Source organism: Streptomyces sp. NPDC059564 (genome assembly GCF_042735575.1).
In the GTDB taxonomy this organism is placed as follows: Bacteria; Actinomycetota; Actinomycetes; order Streptomycetales; family Streptomycetaceae; genus Streptomyces.
This window is the reverse complement of record NZ_JBHWBP010000049.1, coordinates 13,035-36,355: the sequence shown is the minus strand read 5'-3', so window position 1 is coordinate 36,355 and position 23,321 is coordinate 13,035. Positions and strand designations below refer to the sequence as shown.

The 23,321-nt window shown below is 72.6% G+C and carries 7 protein-coding genes; all 7 read right to left on the bottom strand.

Going from position 1 to position 23,321, the window contains the following annotated elements; translation table 11 throughout:
- Window positions 1-15 precede the first annotated feature (15 nt).
- Window positions 16-777 (bottom strand): ABC transporter permease, encoded by a 762-nt coding sequence (locus ACFV0Q_RS12190; protein WP_385004198.1) that lies wholly within the window; start codon window positions 775-777, stop codon window positions 16-18.
- Window positions 774-1,727, bottom strand: coding sequence for an ATP-binding cassette domain-containing protein (locus ACFV0Q_RS12185; protein WP_385004196.1), 954 nt, complete (start codon window positions 1,725-1,727; stop codon window positions 774-776). The genes ACFV0Q_RS12190 and ACFV0Q_RS12185 overlap by 4 nt, the downstream gene beginning before the upstream one ends.
- Complete coding sequence (locus tag ACFV0Q_RS12180) at window positions 1,724-2,461, bottom strand: thioesterase II family protein (protein ID WP_385004194.1); 738 nt, start codon at window positions 2,459-2,461, stop codon at window positions 1,724-1,726. Before ACFV0Q_RS12180 ends, ACFV0Q_RS12185 begins: the two co-directional genes overlap by 4 nt.
- Before the next feature lie 79 nt (window positions 2,462-2,540).
- Window positions 2,541-6,359 carry an amino acid adenylation domain-containing protein gene (locus ACFV0Q_RS12175; RefSeq protein WP_385004192.1) on the bottom strand — a complete coding sequence of 1,273 codons (3,819 nt, stop codon included), beginning with the start codon at window positions 6,357-6,359 and terminating at the stop codon, window positions 2,541-2,543.
- An 11-nt stretch (window positions 6,360-6,370) separates the two neighbouring features.
- Window positions 6,371-14,056, bottom strand: coding sequence for an amino acid adenylation domain-containing protein (locus tag ACFV0Q_RS12170; protein WP_385004190.1), 7,686 nt, complete (start codon window positions 14,054-14,056; stop codon window positions 6,371-6,373).
- Window positions 14,053-21,849, bottom strand: coding sequence for an amino acid adenylation domain-containing protein (locus tag ACFV0Q_RS12165; RefSeq protein ID WP_385004188.1), 7,797 nt, complete (start codon window positions 21,847-21,849; stop codon window positions 14,053-14,055). Before ACFV0Q_RS12165 ends, ACFV0Q_RS12170 begins: the two co-directional genes overlap by 4 nt.
- 48 nt (window positions 21,850-21,897) lie before the next feature.
- Window positions 21,898-23,082 (bottom strand): NAD(P)/FAD-dependent oxidoreductase, encoded by a 1,185-nt coding sequence (locus ACFV0Q_RS12160; RefSeq protein ID WP_385004186.1) that lies wholly within the window; start codon window positions 23,080-23,082, stop codon window positions 21,898-21,900.
- Between the last annotated feature and the right edge of the window lie 239 nt (window positions 23,083-23,321).

Here is a 23,321-nt window from a genome sequence, read left to right as displayed (position 1 = left end):
GTAGGGGGAGGGTGCTCACGCCCGCTTGTTGAACGTGGAGAGCGCCCACACGTACCCGAGGAGGGCGAGCCCGGCGCACCAGGCGACGGCCGCGATGGCGTCGCCGCTCGACACGCTGCCCACCAGCAGCCCGCGCAGCGTCTCGATGACCGGGGTGAAGGGCTGGTACTCGGCGAACTGCCGTACGCCGGCCCCCATCGTGTCCGCGGGGACGAACGCGCTGCTCAGGAACGGCAGCATGATCAGCGGTACGGTGGCCAGGCCCGCGGACTCCGCGGTCTTCGCGGCCAGCCCCAGGGCGACGGTGAGCCAGCCGGCCGCGAAGCTGAGCAGCACGATGACGCCGATGGCGCCGAGCCAGTCGAGGGCGCTCGCGGCCGGGTCGAACCCCAGCGCGAAGGCCAGCCCGATGATGGCGGCGCAGGACACCAGGCAGCGCACGGTGGTGACGATGACGTGCCCGGTCAGCACGGAACCGCGGGAGACGTCCATGACCTTGAGCCGGTTGATGACGCCCTTGGTCATGTCGTCGTTCACGGCCGTCGCGGTGGCGCCCAGCCCGTAGCTGATGGCCATCACGAGCAGACCCGGCGTCGCGTAGTCGATGTAGTCCTCGCCGACGCTGAAGGCGCCGCCGAACACCTTGACGAACATGAGCATGATCACGATCGGGAACAGGACCGCGTTGAACACCACGATCGGGTTGCGCACGGTGTGCTTCAGGTTGCGGCGCAGCATGATCGCCGAATCGGCCAGCGACGTCGGGACGGTGCTCACCGTACGATCGCCTCCCTGGTCCCGTGCCCGGTGCCCGTGTGCTCGGTCAGGGCGAGGAAGACGTCGTCGAGGTCCGGCCGGTGCACCGAGAACTCCTGGGCGTCGAGCGAGTGGACGTCGAGCCGGTCCAGCAGGGCCCGCAGCGTTTTCGTCTCGCCGTCGCCCGGCACCCGCAGGGTCAGCTCCTCGTCGTCCCGCGTGGCCTCGGCCAGGACCCGCGCCGCCGAGTCGAGTTCGTACAGGTCGGCGAACCGGAAGCGGACGTGGGTGCCGGGGATCCGGCGCTTGAGCTCCTCGGGGGTGCCCTGGGCGGCCAGGCGGCCCTGGTGGAGCACCGCGATCTGGTCGGCGAGCTGGTCGGCTTCTTCCAGGTACTGGGTGGTGAGGAAGATGGTCGTGCCCTCGGAGACCAGCTCGCGGACGATCCCCCACATCGTGCGCCGGCTGCGCGGGTCGAGGCCCGTCGTCGGCTCGTCCAGGAAGATGACCTCCGGGTTGCCGACCAGCGTCATCGCCAGGTCCAGCTTCCGGCGCATGCCGCCGGAGTACGCCGACGCCAGTCTGCCGGCCGACTCCACCAGGTCGAAGCGCTCCAGCAGCCGCGTGACCAGCCGCTCCGCGGACGGCACGCGCCGGAGGTCCGCCATCAGGCGCAGGTTCTCCCGGCCCGACAGCAGGTCGTCCACGGCGGCGAACTGGCCGGTCACGCCGATGGCGGCGCGCACCCGCCTGGTCGCGGTCGCCACGTCGTGCCCGGCGATCCGCACCGTCCCGGCGTCCGCCTTCAGCAGCGTGGTCAGGACGTTCACGGTCGTCGTCTTGCCCGCCCCGTTCGGGCCGAGCAGGGAGAAGACCGATCCCGCGGCGACGTCGAAGCCGATGCCGTCGAGGACGACCTTGTCGCGGTACGCCTTGCGCAGCCCGGACACCGAGATCGCCGCACTCCTCACGCCGCCACGTTCCTCTCCGGGCCGCCGGCGGACTGCGCCTCGATCACGTCGAGCACCTCACGGCCGGCGTCGACCAGGTACATGTGGTCGCCCGGGAACTCCACGTAGGTGAAGCCGGCCGTGGTCGCCGCCCGCCACTGCCGGGCCTCTTCCGCGGTGACCAGGCCGTCGACGCTGCCGCGCAGCGAGCAGATCGGCACCGACACCGGTACGTCGGTGCTCGGGACGTAGCTCTCGTGCATCTCGCAGTCGGCCTGCAGGGTGGGGAGGATCAGTTCACGCATCTCCGGGTGGTCCAGGGCCTCGTGCCTGAACCCCGCGAACTCCTCGACCCTGGCGAGGAACTCCTCGTCCGGGAGCCCCGCCGCCCGCCGCTCGCGCTGGGTCCACGGACCGGGCGAGCCGCTGACGACCAGCCGCTCGACGTGCACGCCGCGCGCGGTCAGCAGGTGCACCAGCTCGTACGCGAGCACCGCGCCCAGGCTGTGCCCGAACAGCACGGTCCGCGCCCCTTCGCCGAGGGCCGCGACGACGTCGTCGACCGAGCCCTTGGCCGCTTCGAAGACGTTGCGGTACGGCTCCTCCAGGATCCGCCGCTCCCTGCCCGGCAGCTCGACGGAGGCCAGGCGCCACCGGTCCGCGGCCAGCTCCCGCCACGGGTGGAAGAACGAAGGACCCGCTCCCGCGAACGGCACGCACAGCAGCGTGGCCCGGTCCCCGTGTTCCGCGGACATGCCGGGTTCTGTCACCCCGACCAACCCCAATCATCCATTCGATGGTCCGTTGACATGGCTCCGGAAAGAGGCTTTCCGGTTATTCCAGTTCCGCCAGCTTGCGGTTGAGGACCTCGAAGACTTCGGCCACGGGTCCGGGCAGGTTCATCTCGTGGTGCGTGGCGGCCACGTCGTGCTCCTCGATGGTGCCGAGGATGTACGGCTTCCACAGGTGCGCGTACATCTCGTCCTTGAGCGTCGCGTGGAAGAACACCACGTCGCCTCCGTAGACCGGGGATTCCCAATCCATCATGAGGTTCGTGTTGTTGGCGAGGACCTTGGACATGTTGTCCAGGAAGTCCTGCTGGTTGCCGGTGCCGATGTACTGGCCGAAGAAGTCCTCGAGCTCGTCCCGGTAGTCCGCCACGGTCTTGTTGCGGTGGATGTCCGACCAGCCCTGGCCGCCCGGCTGGGAGTCCAGGATGGCCGTGAGGGCGATCTCGTGGCCGCGCCGGTCGAGTCCCTGCGCGATGGCCTGGACGAGGGTGCCGCCGTAGGACCAGCCGACGAGGTTGAAGGGCCCTTCGGGCTGCACCTCCAGCATCTCCCCGATGATGTGGTCGACCATCTCGTCGACCGACTCCACCAGCGGGGCCGCGCCGTCGGCGCCGCGGGACTGCAGGGCGTAGGCCTGCCGGTCCTTCACGTGCGTCACGAAGCTGAAGTACGCCCAGCCCAGGCCGCCTCCGCCGTGGAAGAACCACAGGGGCTTCTTCCCCGTGCCGGGGTCGCTGTTGAGCGGCAGGACGACCCCGAACGGGTTGGCGACCTCGTCGGGGACGGCGCCGGCGAGCAGCAGCGCGGCCAGCTCGGCCACCGTGGGGAACTTGATGATCGTCCTGAGGGGCAGGTCGACGTCGAAGTCCTTGCGGATGCGGACGCTGAGCCGGGTGGCCAGCAGCGAGTGGCCGCCGAGCGCGAAGAAGTCGTCGTCGATGCCGACGTTCTCCGTGCCGAGCAGCTCGCGGAAGACGGCGCACAGCTTCTCCTCGAAGGAGTTGCGCGGCGCCTGGCCGGCCACGGCGGGCGTGTGCTCCGACGGCAGTGCCTGCCGGTCCAGCTTCCCGTTCGGCGTCAGCGGGATCTCGGAGAGGGGGATCAGCGCGGAGGGCACCATGTAGTCCGGGAGGCGTCCGCGCAGGTGCTCGGACAGCTCGGCGAGCAGCTCGTCCGCCCGCGCGCCTTCATCGGCGTCCGCCTCGGGCACCACGTAGCCCACGATGCGCTTGTCGCCCTGCTGGTTCTCGCGCACCACGACCGCCGCCTGCGCCACGCCGGGGTGTCCGGCCAGCACGTGCTCGATCTCGCCGAGCTCGATGCGGAAACCGCGGACCTTGACCTGGTGGTCGGTGCGCGCGATGTACTCCAGCCGGCCGTCCCGGTTCCACCGCACCAGGTCTCCGGTGCGGTACATCCGCGCGCCGGCGGGGCCGAACGGGCAGGGCACGAACCGCTCGGCGGTCAGCTCCGGCCGGTCCTGGTAGCCGCGGGCCACGCCGGCGCCGGCGATGTACAGTTCGCCCTGCACGCCGCGCGGAACCGGGTGCATCCGCGCGTCGAGCACGTACACCTGGGTGTTGCCGATCGGCGAGCCGATGGCGACGCCCGCCCCCGCCTTGACGGGCGCCATGGTCGACCACGTCGTCGTCTCGGACGGGCCGTACCAGTTGCCGACTTCGGCGGCCTGCTCCGCGAGCGTCTCGGCCAGCCGCAGCGGCACGGCCTCCGCGCCGGTGATGATCCGCAGGCCCTTCGCGGCGTCCGGCTCGTGCGTCAGCAGCATCTGCCAGAAGCCGGGGGTGGCCTGCACGACGGTGACCTCGTGGCGGCGCAGCAGCGCCACCATGGCCGACGGGTCGGTGACGGCGTCCTTCTTCGCCAGGACCATGGTCGCGCCGGAGACGAACGGGAGGTACAGCTCGGTGTTGGCCATGTCGAACGACACCGTCGTGCTGAACAGCATCCGGTCCGCCGGCGACAGCGGGAACCGGCGCTGCGTCGCGGCCAGGAAGTTGGCCACCGCGCCGCGCGGGATCGTCACGCCCTTCGGGGTGCCCGTCGAGCCCGAGGTGTAGATCACGTACTGGGTGTTGTCCGGGCGGACGGCCACCTCGGGCGCCGAGTCCGGGTACCGCTCGTAGTCGGCGGCGGCCAGCGCGTCGGCGTCGAGGACCAGCGCCGGCTTCGCCTGGTCGAGGACGAAGTCGATCCGGGAGCGGGGGTGGTCCGGGTCGATCGGAACATAGGCTCCGCCGGACTTCAGCACCGCCAGCAGCGCGACGAGGAGGTTCACGTTCCGGGGCAGGCAGACGGCGACCAGCGACTCGGCCCGGACGCCGCGGTCGGCCAGCCAGTGCGCCAGCCGGTTGGAGCGCGCGTCCAGCTCCGCGTAGGTGAGCGACTCCTCCTCGGCGACGATGGCCAGTGCCTGCGGCGTCGCCCGCACCTGCCGGCGCACGGCCTCCACGAGCCCGCCCTCCAGGGTCGGCTCGGCGGTGTCGTTCACCTCCTCCAGCAGCCGCTCCCGCTCGCCCGCGATCAGTACGTCGACGTCCCCGACGGGCACGTCCGGGTCGGCGGCCAGCTGCTCCAGGACGCGCGCGTACCGGGCGGCCATGTCCTCGACCGTGTCCCGGTCGAAGAGGTCGGTCGCGTACGAGATGTCGCCGCGCAGCGCCCCCGTCTCGTCGGTGGTCATGCTGAAGAACACGTCGACCTGGGTGGTCGCCAGGAGGGCCTGGCGGTACTCCACGTCGAGCCCGGCGAGCTCCAGGGACCACTTCTCGGTGTTCTGCCAGCCGCACATCACCTGGAAGAACGGCCGGTACGCGGCGGAGCGGTCGGGGTTGAGCTGCTCGACCAGCACCTCGAACGGCACGTCCTGGTGCTCGTAGGCCGCCAGCGCCTTGTTGCGGACCTGGGCGAGCAGGCCGGCGAACGTCAGGTCGCCGGAGAGGTCCATGCGGATGACCAGGTTGTTGACGAAGCAGCCGATCAGGTCGTTCAGCGCTTCGTCGGTCCGGCCGGCGATCGGGGTGCCGACCGGGATGTCGTCACCGCCGCCGAGCTTGCTGAGCAGCACGCCGAGCGCGGCCTGCATGACCATCGACATGGTCAGCCCGCGCCCGTCGGCGAGCTTCTGCAGGCCGGTCATCACCTCCGCGGCGACCGGGATGGCGACCGCGTCGCCGTCCGTGCCCGCTTCCACGGACCGCGGGCGGTCCAGCGGCAGGTTGAGCGGCTGCGGCACCCCGGCCAGTTCCGTGCGCCAGTACTCGATCTGCCTGGCGCCGAGGCTGTCCGGGTCCGCCAGGTCGCCGAGCACCTCGCGCTGCCACATCGTGAAGTCCTTGTACTGGACGGGCAGCGGCTCCCAGTGCGGCGCCCGGCCGTCCCGGCGCGCGTTGTAGGCCGCGGCCAGGTCGCGTGCCAGCGGGGCGCCCGAGCTGCCGTCCGAGGCGATGTGGTGGATGACCAGGACCAGGACGTGCTCCTCGGGTGCCAGGCGCAGCAGGCGGGCCCGCAGGGGGATCTCGGCCGTCAGGTCGAACCAGTGCGCGACGGTCTCGTCTACCGCGGCGGACTCGCCCTCGCGCGTCACCTCGGCCACGGGCACCCGTACCTGCTCCCGCGCCTGTGCCATCGGCAGGATCAGCTGGTAGGGCTCACCGTCGTCGTCCGTCAGGTACGTGGTGCGCAGGATCTCGTGCCGCTCGACGATGTCGCGGAGCGCGGCGGCCAGGGCGTCCTCGTCCAGTGGCCCGGTCAGCCGGAACGCCGCCGAGATGTTCCAGGTCTCCGCACCCTCCAGCTGGTGCAGGAACCACGTACGGCGTTGCACAAATGACAGCGGAATCATTGCTTCACTCCTCAAACGAACATCTGGCGGAGACTGGGGCGACGGGGAGCGGCGGATTCCTCGTGCCACGCGGCGAGTGCGGCCACCGTCGGCAGGTCGAAGACCTTGCGGATGGGGATCTCGGTCCCCATCTCGGTGCGGGCCCGGCTGATCAGCCGGGTGGCGAGCAGGGAGTGGCCCCCCAGCTCGAAGAAGCTGTCGTCGATGCCGACCCGGTCCAGGCCGAGCACCTCGGCGAACAGCCGGGCCAGGGTCTCCTCGCGGGCGGTGCGGGGGGCGCGGTAGGGGGCTCCGGTGAACTCCGGCTCGGGCAGCGCGGCCCGGTCGAGCTTGCCGTTGGGCATCAGCGGCAGCCGCTCCAGCAGCACGAAGGCGGACGGCACCATGAACTCGGGCAGCCGCTCGGCGGCGAACCGGCGCAGCTCCTCGGCGCCGGTGTCGTGCGACGCCACCGCGTACGCGACGAGCTGCTTGCCGGTGCCCGCTCCCTGCCGGGCGATGACGACGGCCTGGGCGACCTCGGGGTGCGCGGTGAGCGCGGCCTCGACCTCGCCGGGCTCGACGCGGAAGCCGCGCACCTTGACCTGCGCGTCCCCGCGGCCCACGTACTCCAGCTGCCCCTCGCCGTTCCAGCGGGCCAGGTCGCCGCTGCGGTACATGCGCGAGCCGGACGGTCCGAACGGGTCGGCGACGAACCGCTCGGCGGTCAGGTCGGTGCGGCCCCGGTAGCCGCGGCCCACGTTCCCGCCGACGTACAGTTCGCCGACCGCGCCCGCCGGTACGGGGTCCAGACCGGGGCCGAGGACGTAGGCCCGCATGTTGCCGAGCGGGGTGCCGACGGGAGCGCTGCCCGCCCGGCCCTCCGCCCCGCCGCAGACGGTGAAGGTGGTGGCGTAGAACGACTCGCTCTGCCCGTAGGCGTTGACGACCCGTACCCCCGGGAAGGCGTCGCGCACCTTCGCGATGAGCGACGAGGGCAGGGCCTCTCCCGCGAAGACGACCGTCTCCACGCTGGTGCGGCCGGCGATGTCGTCGACGAGTTCGGCGAAGGCGGACGGCACGGTGGAGATGACGCCGCCGCTCCAGCCCTTCCCCTCGCCGAGGACCAGGACGTCCCGGACCAGCTCGACGACGCCGCCGTGGGCGAGGGTCGTGAAGATCTCGAACACCGAGACGTCGAAGTTGACCGACGTGCCCGCGAGGAGCCGCTTGCCCGGCTCCATGCCGACGCGGGAGGCGAGCTCCAGCACGCCGTTGACCACGTTCCCGTGGGTGATGGCGACGCCCTTGGGCTTGCCCGTGGAGCCGGAGGTGTACATCACGTACGCCAACTGCTCGGCGTGGCCGGTGAGTCCGAGACCGGCGTCGTCCTCCCCGGACAGGTCGAGGGTGTCCAGGAAGACGTCCGGGGCGTCGTGCCGCGGCAGGACCGCGACGGTCTTGGAGTCGGTCAGGACCAGGTGCGGGCGCGCCTCCCCGAAGATGGCCGCGAGGCGGTGGCTGGGGTACTTGGGGTCGACCGGCAGGTACGCGCCGCCCGCCTTCAGGACCGCGAGCAGGGCGACGACCAGGTCCGCGGTCCTGGGCAGCGACAGGGCGACCACCGACTCGGGGCCCACCCCGCGTCCGGCCAGTTCGCGCGCCAGGCGGTCCGCCCGGGCGTTCAGCTCGCGGTACGTGAGCGACTCGTCCCCGGCGACCACGGCCGTCTCGTCCGGGGTCCGCGCCGCCTGCGCCTCGACGAGCCCGTTGACCGTGACGTCCGGGGTGGGGACGGCCGTGTCGTTGAACCCGGCGAGCAGCCGGTGGCGTTCGGCCGGCTCCAGGACGTCGACCTGCGCGGCCTTCAGGCCGGGGGTGGCCGCCAGCTGCCGCAGGACGCGTACGAAGCGGGCCGCGATCACCTCCACCGCGCCCCGGTCGAAGACACCCGGCGCGTACTGGAAGACGAACTGGAGGTGCGGGTCGGCCGCCGCCATCAGGGCGAGGGGGTAGTTGGTGGCCGTGGAGGGGCGCAGGCCGGTGAAGGCGATCCCGTCCGCGGCCTCGGAGGCGGCGCCGAGGCCCTCCCGGTCGACCGGGTACGACTCGAAGACGACCAGCGTGTCGAAGAGGGACCGCAGGCCGGTGGACCGCTGGATCTCCGAGAGCCCGTGGTGGTGGTGCTCCAGGAGACCGGCCTGCCGGCTCTGGAGCCGGCCCAGGACCTCGGCGAGGGTGTCGCCGGGCGCGTACGCGACGCGGACGGGGAGGGTGTTGATGAAGTTGCCGACCATCGAGCCGACGTCCGTCACCGCGGGCGGGCGTCCGGAGACGGTGGCGCCGAACACCACGTCCTGGCGGCCGGTGAGCCGGCCGAGCAGCAGCCCCCAGGCACCCTGGACCAGGGTGTTGACGGTGACGCCCAGCTCGGCCGCGCGCCGGGCCAGTTCGCGCGCCTCGTCGGCGGGGAGCGCGACCTCGACCTCGTCGACGCCCCGCTCGGCCGCGTCCTCGGAGCCGGGAGCGAGCAGGGTCGGCTCCTCGACGCCGTCGAGTTCGGCCGCCCACACCCGTGCGGACTCCCGCGCGTCCTGCCCGGCGCGCCAGGACAGGAACGCGCCGTAGCCGGGCGTGGCGGGCAGCGGGGCCGGGTCGCCGTGGGACGCGTAGAGCAGCAGCAGGTCCCGCATCAGCAGGGGCATGGACCAGCCGTCGAGCAGCACGTGGTGGCAGGTCATGACGAGTTCGGCACGGCCGGGCTCCAGGACGGCGAGTGCGAGCCGGATCAGCGGTGGGGCGCCCGTGTCGAAGTGGGCGGCCCGGTCCTCGGTGAGGAACCGCTCGAACGCGTCGGTCCGCTCCGCCTCGCCGGCCGCGGTCAGGTCGAGGTGCCGCCAGGGCAGGGTCATCCCGTCCGCCGCCACCACCTGCACGACGTCGCCGTCGGCCCGGTCGACGAACGCCGCGCGCAGGTTGGCGTGGCGTTCCAGCAGTGCCTGTCCGGCCCGGCGCATCCGCTGCGGGTCGACGTCGCCGGAGAGGTGGAACACCATCTGCATGTGGTACGGGTCGAACGACGTTCCGGCGAGCATCGTGTGGAACAGCATCCCGGACTGGGTCGGGGTCGCCGGCCATATCTCGGCCAGCCTGCCGAACCGGGCTTCCCAGGTGTCGATCTCCTCCTGGCTCACCTCGACCAGGGGCGCGTCGCTCGGGGTCAGCCCGCCGGCCCCGGGCGTCGCGGTGTGCCGGGCGAGGGCGGTCAGCGCCTGGACCCACAGTCCGGCCAGCTCGGTCACCTCCTCGCGGGAGAGCACCCCGGTGGGGAAGCCGAAGGAGGCGGTCAGCTCGTCACCGCGGGGGGTGGCAGCGGCCACCGCGTTGATCTCCAGGGCCGACAGCACCGGCATGTCCGCGTCCGGCGCGGCGGTCAGGTCCCGGTGGGTGGTGTCCGGTGCCCAGCCCAGACCGCGCAGGTCTTCGGGGAGGTCCGCGGGTGAGGTCCGGCCGAGGTAGTTGAACCCGATCTGCGGTTCCCGCTCCGCGGCCAGCACGGCGGCCGTTTCCGGGTTGAGGTGGCGGAGCAGGCCGTAGCCGATGCCGTGGTCCGGCACCGCCCGCAGCTGCTCCTTGACGGCCTTGACCGCGCGGCCGGCGGCCGGGCCGCCGGCGAACGCGTCCGCGACGTCGATGCCGGCCAGGTCGAGGCGCACCGGGAACAGCGAGGTGAGCCATCCGACCGTGCGCGACAGGTCCGCGCCGGGCGCCACCTGCTCTTCCCGGCCGTGCCCCTCCCTGCGTACCAGCGTCGAGGACGCGGACACGCCGCGCGTGCTCCGCCAGCGGGCCAGCGCCAGTGCGAGCCCGGCCAGCAGCGCGTCGTCGGCGCCGCCGCGGAACACCGCGGGCAGCGTCGTCAGCAGGGTCCGCGTGACGTCCGCCGGGAGGGTGACCCGGACCGTGTCCACGGTGGACGCGACGTCGCGCGCCGGGTCCACCGCCCGTGCTCCCAGCACGGGCTCGTCCCCGCGCAGGATCTCCTGCCACAGGGGCAGTTCCCGCGCCACCCGCTCCGGGTCGGCCGCCGCCTCGGCCAGGGCGTGCGCCCACCGGCGCAGCGACGTGCCCGGCCGGTCCGCTCGCGGCGTGCCGCCGCCCCGGACCCGCTGCCAGGCCGCGACCAGGTCCGGCAGCAGGATCCGCCACGACACTCCGTCGACGGCCAGGTGGTGCAGCACGATCAGCAGCCGGTCCGCGTCCGCGCCGCCGGTGAACCACACGAACTGCGCCATGACGCCCGCGTCCGGGTCCAGCCGGCCCGCGGCCGCGTCCAGCTCGGCGTGTACGTCGGCGTCCGCGCCGCGGACCTCCCGCAGCAGGGCGCCGGCGTCCACGCTGCCGGGCGCCGCGATCCGCAGGCCCGGCTGCGCCCGGTCGAGCCGGGAACGCAGTGCGTCGTGCCGGTCCAGCACGGCCCGCACCGCGGCGAGCAGCCCCGCACGGTCGATGCCCCCGGGCAGGGTCAGCATCCCGGACAGGGAGAACCGGCCGATGCCTCCGCCCCGCGCGAGGACGTGCGCCGCCATCGGGGGCAGCGGGGCCCGGCCGACGCCGCCGCCGGGCAGCTCGGCCAGGGTCACGCGTTCCTCGTGCCGTCCTTCGACCAGCTGTGCGAGCCGGGCGACCGTGCGGTGCTCGAAGACCTCCCGCGTGCTGACCGCGAAGCCGAGCGCCCTGGCCCGTACGACGACCTGGATGGAACGGATGCTGTCGCCGCCGATGGTGAAGAAGTCGTCGTCGATGCCGACCGCGGGCAGGCCGAGCACGTCGGCGAACAGCGCGCAGAAGGCCTCCTCGCGCTGGTCGCGCGGCGCGCGGGCGGCCGACGCCCGCGCGTGGTCGGGCGCGGGCAGCGCCCGCCGGTTCAGCTTCCCGGCCGGGGACAGCGGTATCTCCGGGAGCGGTACGAGCGCGGTGGGCACCATGTAGTCGGGCAGCCGTCCGCGCAGGTACGCGGGCAGTTCGGCGAGCAGCGTGCCGGTCGCCTCCGCGTCTTGGGACCCGGGCACCACGTAGCCGACGATGCGCTTGCCGTCCTGCTCGTCCTCCCGTACGACGACCACGGCCTGCGCCACACCGGGGTGCCCGGCCAGCACGTGCTCGATCTCGCCCAGCTCGATCCGGAAGCCCCGGACCTTCACCTGGAAGTCGGTCCGCCCGATGTACTCCAGCCGGCCGTCGCGGCCCCATCGCACCAGGTCTCCGGTGCGGTACATCCGCGCTCCGGCGGGACCGGACGGGCAGGCCACGAACCGTTCCGAGGTCAGGTCGGGACGGCCGAAGTAGCCCCGGGCCAGGCCGTCGCCGGCGATGTACAGCTCGCCGCGCACCCCGCGCGGGACCGGCCGCAGCGCGGAGTCGAGCACGTACACCCGGGTGTTCCCGATGGGCGAGCCGATCGCCACGCCGGTGCCCGCCTCGACGGGCGCCATGGTCGACCAGATCGTCGTCTCGGTCGGGCCGTACACGTTGAGCACGTCGGCGGCCCGGCCGGCCAGCGTCTCGGCCAGCCGGGCCGGCAGGGCCTCACCGCCGACCAGGACCCGCAGGCCCTTCGCGGCGCTCGGCTCGTGCGTCGCCAGGATCTGCCAGAACGCCGGGGTCGCCTGTACGACGGTGACCTCGTGGCGTCCCATCGCCTCCACGACGGCGGACGGATCGGTGACGGTGTCCTTCCCCGCGAGCACCACGGCCGCTCCGGAGATCAGGGGCAGGTACAGCTCGAGTGCGGCGATGTCGAAGGAGACCGTCGTCACCGCGAGCCACCGGTCCGCGGGCGACAGCGGGACCCGCCGGCCCATCGTGGCCAGGAAGTTCGCCAGGGCGCCGCGCGGGATCGCGACCCCCTTGGGGTTTCCCGTCGAGCCCGAGGTGTAGATGACGTACGCGGTGTTCTGCGGCGAGACGCGCACGGCGGGCGCCGAGTCCGGGCAGCCGGAGAGGTCCGCGCCGGCCAGCGCCCCGGCGTCCAGTACGAGCGCCGGACGGGCGTCCTGGAGGATGTAGTCGATCCGGGAGCCCGGGTGGTCCGGGTCGATCGGCAGGTAGGCCGCACCCGTCTTCAGCACCGCGAGCAGCGCGACCACCAGGTCCGTGGACCGGGGCAAGCGCACGGCCACCAGCGACTCGGGCCGCACGCCCCGGCCGGTCAGCCAGTGCGCCAGCCGGTTCGCCCGCGCCTCCAGCTCCCCGTAGGTCAGGGACCCGTCCTCGCCGGCGACGGCGAGCGCCCGCGGTGTCGCCCGTGCCTGCCGGGACACCGTCTCGACCAGGCCCGGCTCCAGCGTCGGCTCGGCCGTGTCGTTCGCCGTGCGCAGCAGCCACTCCCGTTCCGGCCCGTCGAGCACGTCGAGGTCCGCGACCCGGGCGCCCGGGTCGGCGGCCACCCGCTCCACGATGCGCACGAACCGCTTCACGATGGCGGCGGCCGTGGCGGGGTCGAACAGGTCCGCCGCGTACTCGAGCCGCCCGTGGGCGCGGCCGGACGCGTCCGGGACGATGTTGAAGTACAGGTCGAACTTGGCGGTGTCGGTGCCCACCGCGACGGGGGTGACCCGCAGCCCCGGGATCTCGATCTCCGGCCATACGAACTGCCAGGCCAGCATCACCTGGAACAGCGGTGAGTAGGAGGTGGAGCGCTCCAGGTCGAGCAGCTCCACGAGCCGCTCGAACTGGACGTCCTGGTTGTCGTACGCGGCGAGGGCCTTGTCCCGCACCTGCTCCAGTACGTCGCCGAACGACGGGTTCCCCGACAGGTCGGCGCGCAGCACCCAGGTGTTGACGAAGAATCCGATCAGGTCGGCCAGGGCCTCGTCGGTGCGCCCCGCGATCGGGCTGCCGATCGTGACGTCCTCGCCGGCGCCCAGCTTGTTCAGCAGCACGGCCAGGGCGGCCTGCGCCACCATCGGCAGGGTGGCGCCGCGGTCGGCGGCCAGCTTCCCGAGCCCGGCGACCACGTCGGACTCCAGCAGGAATGCGACGTGGCCGCCGCGGTGGCTGGTCACCCTGGGCCGCGGCCGGTCCAGCGGCAGCTCCACCGGCTGCGGTACGCCGTCCAGTTCCCGCTGCCAGTAGGCGAGTTGCGGCGCGGCGACGCCGTCCTCGCCGCCGTCCTCGCCCAGCAGCTGGCGCTGCCACAGCGTGTAGTCCTTGTACTGCACCGGCAGCGGCGTCCACCGCGGCGCGCTCCCGCCGAGGCGGGCCGTGTACGCCGACACGAGGTCCCGCAGGAACGGCGCCATCGAGGACCCGTCGGCGGCGATGTGGTGGAACACGAAGGCCAGGACGTGCTCCTGCGGGGAGACGCGCAGGACGGTGGTCCGCAGGGGGAACTCCGTCTCCAGGTCGAAGCCCCGGGACACGGCCTCGTGCAGGGCGGCGTCCACCGCGTCCGCGGCCACGTCGACGACCCGGAACTGCGGGGGCGCCTCCTCGGTGGGCAGGATCAGCTGTTCCGGCGTGCCGTCCGCGTCCTCGGCGATCAGCGTGCGCAGGCTCTCGTGCCGGTCGGCGACGTCCGTCACCGCCGCGAGCAGGGCCGCCGTGTCCAGCGGCCCTTCCAGGCGCAGCACGAACGGGATGTTGTAGGTCGAGGTCGGTCCTTCCAGATGGTGGAGGAACCACATCCGGCGCTGGGCGAAGGACAGCGGGATCATCGACGCGTCTCCGATACGGTCATCTGGCCCAGCTTGGGGCGCAGCTGGGGGCGGTTCGACGCGGCCAGTTCCTCGATCTGGACCGCCAGCTGGGCGACGGTCGGGTTGCGGAACACCGTCGTGACCTTCGCGTCGACGTCGAGCTCGTTGCGTATGCGGCCGATCAGCCGGGTGGCCAGCAGCGAGTGCCCGCCGTGGTCGAAGAAGTCGACGTCGATGCCGACCTCCTCCACTCCCAGCAGCTCGGCGAACAGCCGGCAGAGGACTTCTTCCCTGGGGTTGCGGGGCCCTCGTCCGACGGCGGCGGCTTCGGTGTGGTCCGGTGCGGGCAGCGCCTTGCGGTCGAGCTTCCCGCTCGGTGTCACGGGGAGTTCGGCGAGCGGAACGATCGCCGAGGGGACCATGTACTCCGGCAGGTGCTCCCGGGCCAGGTCCGTCAGGGCCGTGAGGTCCAGTGCGGCCGGGTCCGGGCCGCCGTTGCCGGGCACCACGTACGCGACCAGCCGCTGGTCGCCGGCGCGGTCCTCGCGCACCAGGGCCACCGCGCCGTCGACGTCCGGGTGTCCGGCCAGCACGTTCTCGATCTCGCCCAGTTCGATGCGGAAGCCGCGGATCTTGACCTGGAAGTCGGTGCGGCCGATGTACTCGACCTGGCCGTCCCGGCTCCAGCGCACCAGGTCCCCGGTGCGGTACATCCGGGATCCCGGCTCGCCGAACGGGCAGGCCACGAACCGGCCCGCGGTCAGTGCGGTCTGGCCCAGGTAGCCCCGGGCGAGCCCGGTGCCCGCCAGGTACAGCTCGCCGGCGACCCCGGGCGCCACCGGTCGCAGCGCGGCGTCCAGCACGTACACCCGGGTGTTCCACACCGGCGCGCCGATCGGCACCCGGTCCGCGCCCGGCACGTGCCGGTACGCGGTGACCTCCACCGATGCCTCGGTGGGCCCGTAGAGGTTGTGCACCCCGCAGCCCGGCAGGACCTCGGCGGCCTTGTTGGCGAGGGCCGGCGGGAACGCCTCGCCCGCGACCTCGATCCAGCGCAGGCTGTCGCACCCCTTGGCCGAGGGCTCGTTGACGAACGCCTCCAGCAGGGAGGGCACGAAGTCCGCGCCGGTCACGCGCTCGCGCCGGATCAGGTCGGCGAGGTAGGCCGGGTCGCGGCGCCCGTCGGGGCGCGCGATGACCACGGCGGCACCGACGTGGAGGGGCGCGAAGATCTCCGGCACCGACACGTCGAAGCTCGCCGTCGTGCTCAGCAGCACCCGGTCCTCGGCGCCGACGTCGAAGTGCGACAGGCCCCACTTCAGCCGGTTCATGATCGACCGGTGCGCCACCTGCACGCCCTTGGGGCCGCCCGTGGAGCCCGAGGTGAAGATGACGTACGCGGCGTTGTCCGGCGACAGCGCCCGCCGCGGGTTCGCCTCCGGGTACGCCGACACGTCCGGGAGGGTTGCGTCCAGCACCAGCAGCGGCTTCGCGCTGTCCAGGACGTGCCGCACCCGGTCCTCGGGCAGTTCGGTGTCCACCGGCACGTACGCGGCGCCGGCCTTCACGACCGCGTAGATGGCCACCATCAGGTCCACCGAGCGCGGGATCCGCACGGCGATCAGCCGCTCCGGGCCGGCACCGCGCTCGATGAGCCAGTGCGCCAGCCGGTTGGCGCGCCGGTTGAACTCCCCGTACGTGAGCGTCTCGTCCTCGCCGATCAGCGCCACCCGGTCGGCGTCACGTTCCACCTGTGCCTCGAACGCACCCGGCAGGGTGTCCGCCGCCACCACGGCGGCCGTGTCGTTGACCCCCCTGACCAGCCAGTCCCGCTCCTGGTCGGAGAGCACGTCCAGGGCGCCGACGGGCTTCTTCGGGTCCTCGAGCACCTGCTCCAGGATCCGGACGAGCCGGGCGGCGATCTCCTCGGCGGCGTCGTGGCCGAAGAGGTTGGTCTGGTAGTCGAGGGAGAGCCGCAGGTAGGGGTCGGAGGAGTTGAGGGTGAGCGGGTAGTGGGAGCCCGCGAACGGCCGGATGGCGTCGATCGTGAAGCCCGCCGAGTCGTTCGCCTCGACGATGCCCTCGCGGTCGATCGGATAGTTCTCGAAGACGACGATCGTGTCGAACAGGGAGGGCAGTCCGACGCCGCGCTGGATGTCGGCCAGCCCGTAGTAGTGGTGGTCGAGCAGGGAGATCTGCCGGTCCTGCAGGTCGGTGATGACCTCGCCCACGGTGTGGTCCGGCCGGCAGACCACCCTGGTCGGCAGGGTGTTGATGAACAGGCCGACCATCTCGTCCGAACCGACCAGGTCCGCGGGGCGGCCGTTGACGGCGGCGCCGAACACCACGTCCCGCTGCCCGGTCAGCTTGGAGAGCAGCACCGCCCACGCGCCCTGCAGGAGCGTGTTCAGCGTGACGCCGAGTTCCGCCGCGCGCCGGGCCAGTTCCCGGCCCTTGTCGATCGACAGCGGAACCTCGACCCGGCCCAGGCGCGACGCCTCACCCTGTTCGGGGATGCCCGCGGCCAGGAGGGTCGGCTGCTCGAATCCGTCGAGCTCGGCCTTCCACCGGGCGGCCGACGCGTCCCGGTCCTGCTTCGACAGCCAGCCCAGGTAGTCGCCGTAGCTGCGGACCGGAGCGAGCTCCTCGGTCCCGGCGTACAGCCGGACCAGGTCCTTGATCACCAGCGGCGACGACCAGCCGTCGAAGAGGGTGTGGTGCGCCGTGATGACGAGCTTGGCCTTGTGCGGCCCGCAGGTGAGCAGGGCCAGCCGGAACAGCGGCGGCCGGGTGGGGTCGAGCTGGTCGGCCCGGTCCTCGGCGAGCGCCTTGCCCAGTTCCGCTTCCTGCCCCGCTTCGCCCAGACCCGTCAGGTCGATGTGGCGCCAGGGCACGTCGACGTGCTCGGCCACGACCTGCACCGGGTCGCCGTCGGCTCCGGCGACGAACGCGGAGCGCAGGTTCGGGTACCGCTCCAGGAGCGCCTGTCCGGCCGCCCGCATGCGCGCCGGGTCCACGTGCCCGGACAGGTGCAGCACGAACTGCATGTGGTAGACGTCGAAGGTGCCGTCGGCGAGCGCCGCCTGGAACTGGATGCCGGACTGGCCCGGGCCCTGCGGCCACACCTGGACGAGCCGGCCGTAGCGCTCCTCCCAGTCGTCGATCTCGGCCTGCCGCACCGAGACCAGCGGAGCGTCCGAGGGCGTGAGGCCGCCGATCTGCGGGCGCGCGGCGTGCGCGGCCATGCCGTGCAGCACCTCGACCCACAGCTCGGCCAGTTCCGAGGTCCGCTCCCGGGACAGCACACCGGTGGGGAACATGAAGACGGCCTGCAGCCGGGTGCCGTCGGCGGTGTCCGTGACGACCGAGTTGACCTCCAGCGCGGACAGCGCGGGCAGGTCCGGGTCGGGCATGGGGATCAGCTCGGAGGACCAGTCCGAGGGCACCCACCCGTCGGCGCGCAGGTGCTCGGGAACGTCGGCGTCGGAGATCCGGCCGAGGTAGTTGAAGCCGATCTGCGGCGCCGGGTACCCGGCGAGCTGCTCGGCGGTCTCCGGGTTCAGCCAGCGCAGGAGTCCGTAGCCCAGGCCCTTGTCCGGGACCTCGCGCAGCTGCTCCTTGACCAGCTTGATCGCCGTGCCGGCGGCGGGGCCGCCCGCCAGCACATCGGCCAGGTCCACCCCCCGTACGTCGACGCGGGCCGGGTACATGCTGGTGAACCATCCGACGGTCCGGGAGAGGTCGGCGCCGGGGACGGCGTCCTCCTCGCGGCCGTGTCCCTCCAGCCGGACCAGCGTCGAGCGGTCCGCGCCGCGCCACTTGTCCACCGCGAGGGCGAGCGCGGCGAGCAGTACGTCGGTTCCGGTGCCCTTGAACGCGGCGGGCAGCCTGGTCAGCACCGCCTCGGTGACCTCGGCGGGCAGCTGCACCCGCACGGTGTCGAGCGTGGACATCAGGTCCACGGCCGGGTCGAACGCGCGCGTGCCCAGCGGGGGGTTGGGCGCTTCGAGCAGGTCGCGCCAGTACGCCAGCTCCTCTTCGCGCTCCGGGGAGAGGGCCTCGCTCTCCAGCGCCGCCGCCCAGCGGCGGGCCGACGTGCCGGCCTCGGGGAGCTCGGGGGCGGCGCCGGAGCGGACCTGCTGCCACGCCTCGGCGAAGTCCGACATGAGGATGCGCCAGGAGACTCCGTCCACCACCAGGTGGTGCAGCACGACGAGCAGCCGGCCGGCGCCGGAGTCCGCGGCGAACCAGACGAAGTCCGCCATGGTCCCGGCTTCCGGGTCGAGCCGGCCGGCCGCGTCCTCCAGCTCCGCCTTCGCCGCCTCCAGCGAGGACGGCTCGTCCCAGCCGCCGTCGACGCGGACGCGGTGGATCAGGTCCGCCGCCCGTACGGCGCCCCGCGGGCGCACGTCGAGGGAGGGTTCCGCGCCGCGCACCAGCCGCGAGCGCAGGAGGTCGTGGCGGTCGAGCACGGCGTCCAGCGTCGCGGCCAGCCCGGTCTCGTCGATGCCGGCGGGCAGTTCCAGCACGATCGACATGGCGAAACGATTGATCCCACCGCCGTGCTCGAACACGTGCCGTGCCACGGGCTGCAGCGCCATCGGGCCGACGCCGCCGCCCTCGAGCTCCTCGAGCGCGGGCACCTGGTCCCGGCGGTCGGAGGCCACCTCGGCCAGCCGGGCCGCCGTGCGGCACTCGAAGATCTCCCGCGTGGTGAGGGTCAGGCCCCGGGCCCGGGCCCGCGCCACGACCTGGATCGAGCGCAGGCTGTCGCCGCCCACCGCGAAGAAGTCGTCGTCGACGCCGACCCGGTCCACGCCGAGCACGTCCGCGTACGCCGCGGTGATGACCTTCTCGGCCTCGGTGTGCGGCTCCCGGTAGGCCTCGCCCAGGAACTCCGGTTCGGGCAGCGCCGAGCGGTCCAGCTTGCCGGTCGGTCCCAGCGGCAGCCGGCCGACGGCCACGAAGGCCGACGGCACCATGTAGTCGGGCAGCCGTGCCGCGACGAACTTGCGCAGCTCGGCGGCCGAGGCTCCGGCCTGCACGTCCACGTCGCCGATGCCGCCGGCGCCGTCGTCACCGACGGCGCCCTCGCCGGTGTGCACCACGTACGCGACGAGCCGCCGGCCGCCCGAGGGCACCTCCCGGCTGATCACCACGGCCTCGCTGATGCCGGGGTGCGCGGTGAGCGCCGCCTCGACCTCGGCCGTCTCGATGCGGAAGCCGCGCACCTTGACCTGGCCGTCGCCGCGGCCGACGCACTCCAGGCGGCCGTCCGCGTTCCAGCGGGCCAGATCGCCCGTGCGGTACATCCGCTCGCCGGCGGGGCCGAAGGGGTTGGCCACGTAGCGCTCGGCGGTCAGGCCCGGGCGGCCGTGGTAGCCGCGGCCGAGGCAGGTGCCGACCACGTACAGCTCGCCGATCACACCCTGCGGCACCGGGGCGAGGCCCGGGCCCAGCACGTAGGTGCGCATGTTCCCCAGCGGGGTGCCGATGGGGGCGACGTCGCCCTGCGCCCACTCCTCGGAGGCCGCCAGGGAGAACGTGGTGGCGTAGAAGCTCTCGCTCTGCCCGTAGGAGTTGACGATCTGCGCGCCGGGCAGGGCCTCGCGCACCTGGCGCACCAGCCGGGCCGGGAGCACGTCGCCCGCGAACACGACGCTGCGCACGTCGGCCGCCTTCTCCAGGTGGCCGACCAGTTCGCCGATCACCGAGGGGACCCCGCTGATGACGTGGCCGTCCCAGCCGTCCCGCTCGGCGAGCGCCAGCGCGTTGGCCACGACCTCGGCCGTGCCGCCGGTGGACAGGGTGGTCAGCAGCTCGAAGACCGAGACGTCGAAGTTGACGGAGGTGCCGGCCAGCATCCGCCAGCCGGGCGGCGCGTCGAGGACGCGCACGAGTTCCCGTACGCCGTTGACGAGGTTGCGGTGGGTGATCGCCGCGCCCTTCGGCTTGCCCGTGGAGCCGGACGTGTACATCACGTACGCCAGGTTGTCCGGGCCCAGCGGCGCGGTCCGGGCGGCGTCGTCCAGCGCCCCCGCGGGCGCCTCCCAGGCGGCGCGGAGGTCGAGGTTGACGCTCGACATGTCGTTCGGCGGCAGGTCCCGCGCCGTCGCGGTGTCGGTGACGACGAAGCGCGGGCGTGCCTCGGACAGCACCGTCCGCGCCCGTCCGGCGAGGTACTGCGGGTCCATCGGCACGTATCCGGCACCGGACTTGAGGATGCCGAGCAGGCCGGCCACGAGGTCCTCGGTGCGCGGCAGCGCCAGCACCACCAGGTCCTCCGGCCCGGCACCGCGCCGCACCAGCTCCCAGGCGACGGCGTTCGCCCGGTCGTCGAGCTCCCGGTAGGTCAGCGTCCGGCCCTCGCATTCGACCGCCGGCGCGTCCGGCGTCCTGGCCACCTGGCTCTCGAAGAGTTCCGGGACCGTCAGCCCGGACAGCTCCGCGGCGCTGTCGTTGAACGCGACGAGCAGGCGCTCCCGCTCGGCCGCGTCGAGCACGTCGATGCCGCCGACGTGGCGTCCCGAGTCGGCCACGAGCCGGCCCAGCACGCGCACGAACCGGTTCGCGAGGCCCTCGACCGTGTCCCTGTCGAACAGGTCGGTGGCGTACTCGAGACGGACTCCCGCCCCGCCGGAGGCGTTCGGGATCATGTTGAAGAACAGGTCGAACTTCGCCGTTTTGGTCTCGAGGGTCTCGGACTCGACGTCGAGGCCGGGGAACTCCAGCGCCCCCAGCGGCTCCTGCCAGGCGAGCATCACCTGGAAGAACGGGTGGTAGGCCATGGACCGGTCCGGGTTGAGCAGCTCGACCAGGCGCTCGAAGGGCATGTCCTGGTTGTCGTACGCGGCCAGGGCCCGTTCCCGCACGCGCCGCAGCAGTTCGAGGAAGGTGGGGTTCCCGGAGAGGTCGACGCGCAGCACCCAGGTGTTGACGAAGAACCCGACGAGGTCGCGCAGTTCCTCGTCGACGCGACCCGCGATCGGCCCGCCGAGGGGCACGTCGTCACCGCAGCCGAGGTGGTGCAGGAGCACCGCCAGCGCCGACTGCATGACCATCGACACCGTGGTGTCCTGTTCCGCGGCCAGCTTCTCCACGGCCCGGACCAGGTCCGCGTCGATCGGGAACTCGACGAGGTCGCCGCTGGGGCTCGTCCTCTTCGGGCGCGGGCGGTCCGTCGGCAGGGCCAGCGGCTGCGCCATACCGGACAGGGCCTCGCGCCAGTACGCCAGCTGCCGGGCCGCGATGCTGTCCGGATCGGACTCGTCGCCGAGGACGTCCTGCTGCCACAGCGTGTAGTCCGCGTACTGCACGGGGAGCGGCTCCCACATCGGGGCCGTGCCCTGCCCGCGCGCCGCGTAGGCCACGGTCAGATCGCGCAGCAGCGGCCCGAGCGACTCGCCGTCCAGGGCGATGTGGTGCACCACGAGGACCAGGGTGTGTTCGCGCGCCGCGGTCCGCACCAGCGTGGCGCGGATCGGTACGTCGACGGCCAGGTCGAAGGTCCGGGTGGCCGCGTCGGCGACCGCCGCCGCGCGCTCGTCCGGCGTGGCCTCGACGACCGGCAGGTCGAACGGCTCCTCGTCCGAGGGCAGCACCTGCTGGTGCGGGACGCCGTCGCCGTCCTCGACGATCACCGTGCGGAGGACCTCGTGCCGGTCCATGACGTCGTGGAGCGCCGACCGCAGCGCACCCACGTTGAGCTCACCGGTCAGCCGCAGGGCGAAAGCGCCGTTGTAGGTCGGCGAAGGGCCTTCGAACCGGTCCACGAACCACAGCCGACGCTGCGCGAACGACAACGGAATCATTGTTTCTCCAAAATCGGCAGAACTACCAGTGAGCAATCCGCCACTCAGTTACTGATCGAGTACCGTCAAGAGATCGGCGTTGTAGAAGTCGTCGAGGGAGATCGCGCCCGACGTCGTCGAGAAGTACCGGTCGATCAGGTCCTGGTGACCGACCAGCTTCTTCAGCATCTCCGTACGCCCCTCGGGCTTGAGCTCGGCCACGTTGAGCACGCCCTGGTAGAGGCTGAGGGCGTTGTTGCCCAGATCGTTCTCGTAGCGCCGCAGCGCCGCCTTGAGCGCGGCGTCGTCGTGCAGCCGCTCCCCGACGTAGCCGGTGAGCGCCTGGGCCTGGACGAAGGCGTCGGTGATGCCGCGGGCGGTGATGGAGTCCTTGTGGTGCACCGCGTCACCGACCAGGACCCATCCGGGCCCGTAGGCCTTGCGGAAGTAGTTCTCCTGGTGCCCGGTGCCGTACATCTGCTCCACGCGGGTGCCGGCCCGCATCCGCTCGAACAGGTCGGGCGCGGTGGTGCGGACGGCTTCGAGGTAGGCGGGTTCCGCCGCCTTGCGGACCTCGTTGTACTCGTCCTGCGGGAAGTAGGTCATGATCAGCGTGAGGTCGTCGTTGGTGGGGAGGGCGGCCACCCAGCGCCCCGGCCGCTCGTACAGCTCGAAGCTCGAGGGGACCCCGGACCAGTAGCTGTAGTAGACGCAGGTCATCCGCGCGTGCTCGATGACCTTCGGCGCACCGGCCTTGCGGGCCACCAGCGAGCGCATGCCGTCGGCGCCGACGACCAGGCGCGCCCGCTCGGTCGCCTCGGAGCCGTCGGGCTCCGTGTACCGCACGCCGACGACGCGGTCGTCCTCGAAGACGAGGTCGTTGACCGCGCAGCCCTCGCGGAACTCCACGCCGGCCGCCACGGCGCCGGCGGCGAGGATCGGGTCGAGCACGAACCGCCTCGGCGCGTACGTGGTCCGCTGGCCGTCGACCGGCAGGGAGAAGCCGTCGAGGCGGACCTCGGGACCCTGGTAGCTCTCGTGGTTGATCGGCCGGCAGCCCGCCTCGCGGAGCTTGTCGAGCAGGCCCCACTTGGCCAGGAGCGCCACGCCCGGCTGGTGGAGGTAGTGCGAGGACAGCGTGTCCTGCGGGAACTTCGCCTTCTCCAGGAGCAGGACGCGATATCCCTGCTGCGCGAAGAGCATGGCCGTCGGCGAACCCGCACAACGGGCACCTATGACAATCACGTCGTACATGGCGCCTCCGCCTTTCTTGGCAGGTAGTTTTTGACCCAGCGCTGCCGCAACCGGAAAATCGATTACACGGGGGCGCGAGAATGAATGTGATGCTAGCCGCCCGAACTGGCGGAATAAACAGAAGCCGGTGCGGGGAATGCGCACCGACGCCGTGGGGGGGGGGGGGCGGGGGGCGCGACCACACCCCACACACAACCACACCACAACGAGCCCCCCCCCCCCCCCCGCCAAGAAAAGCC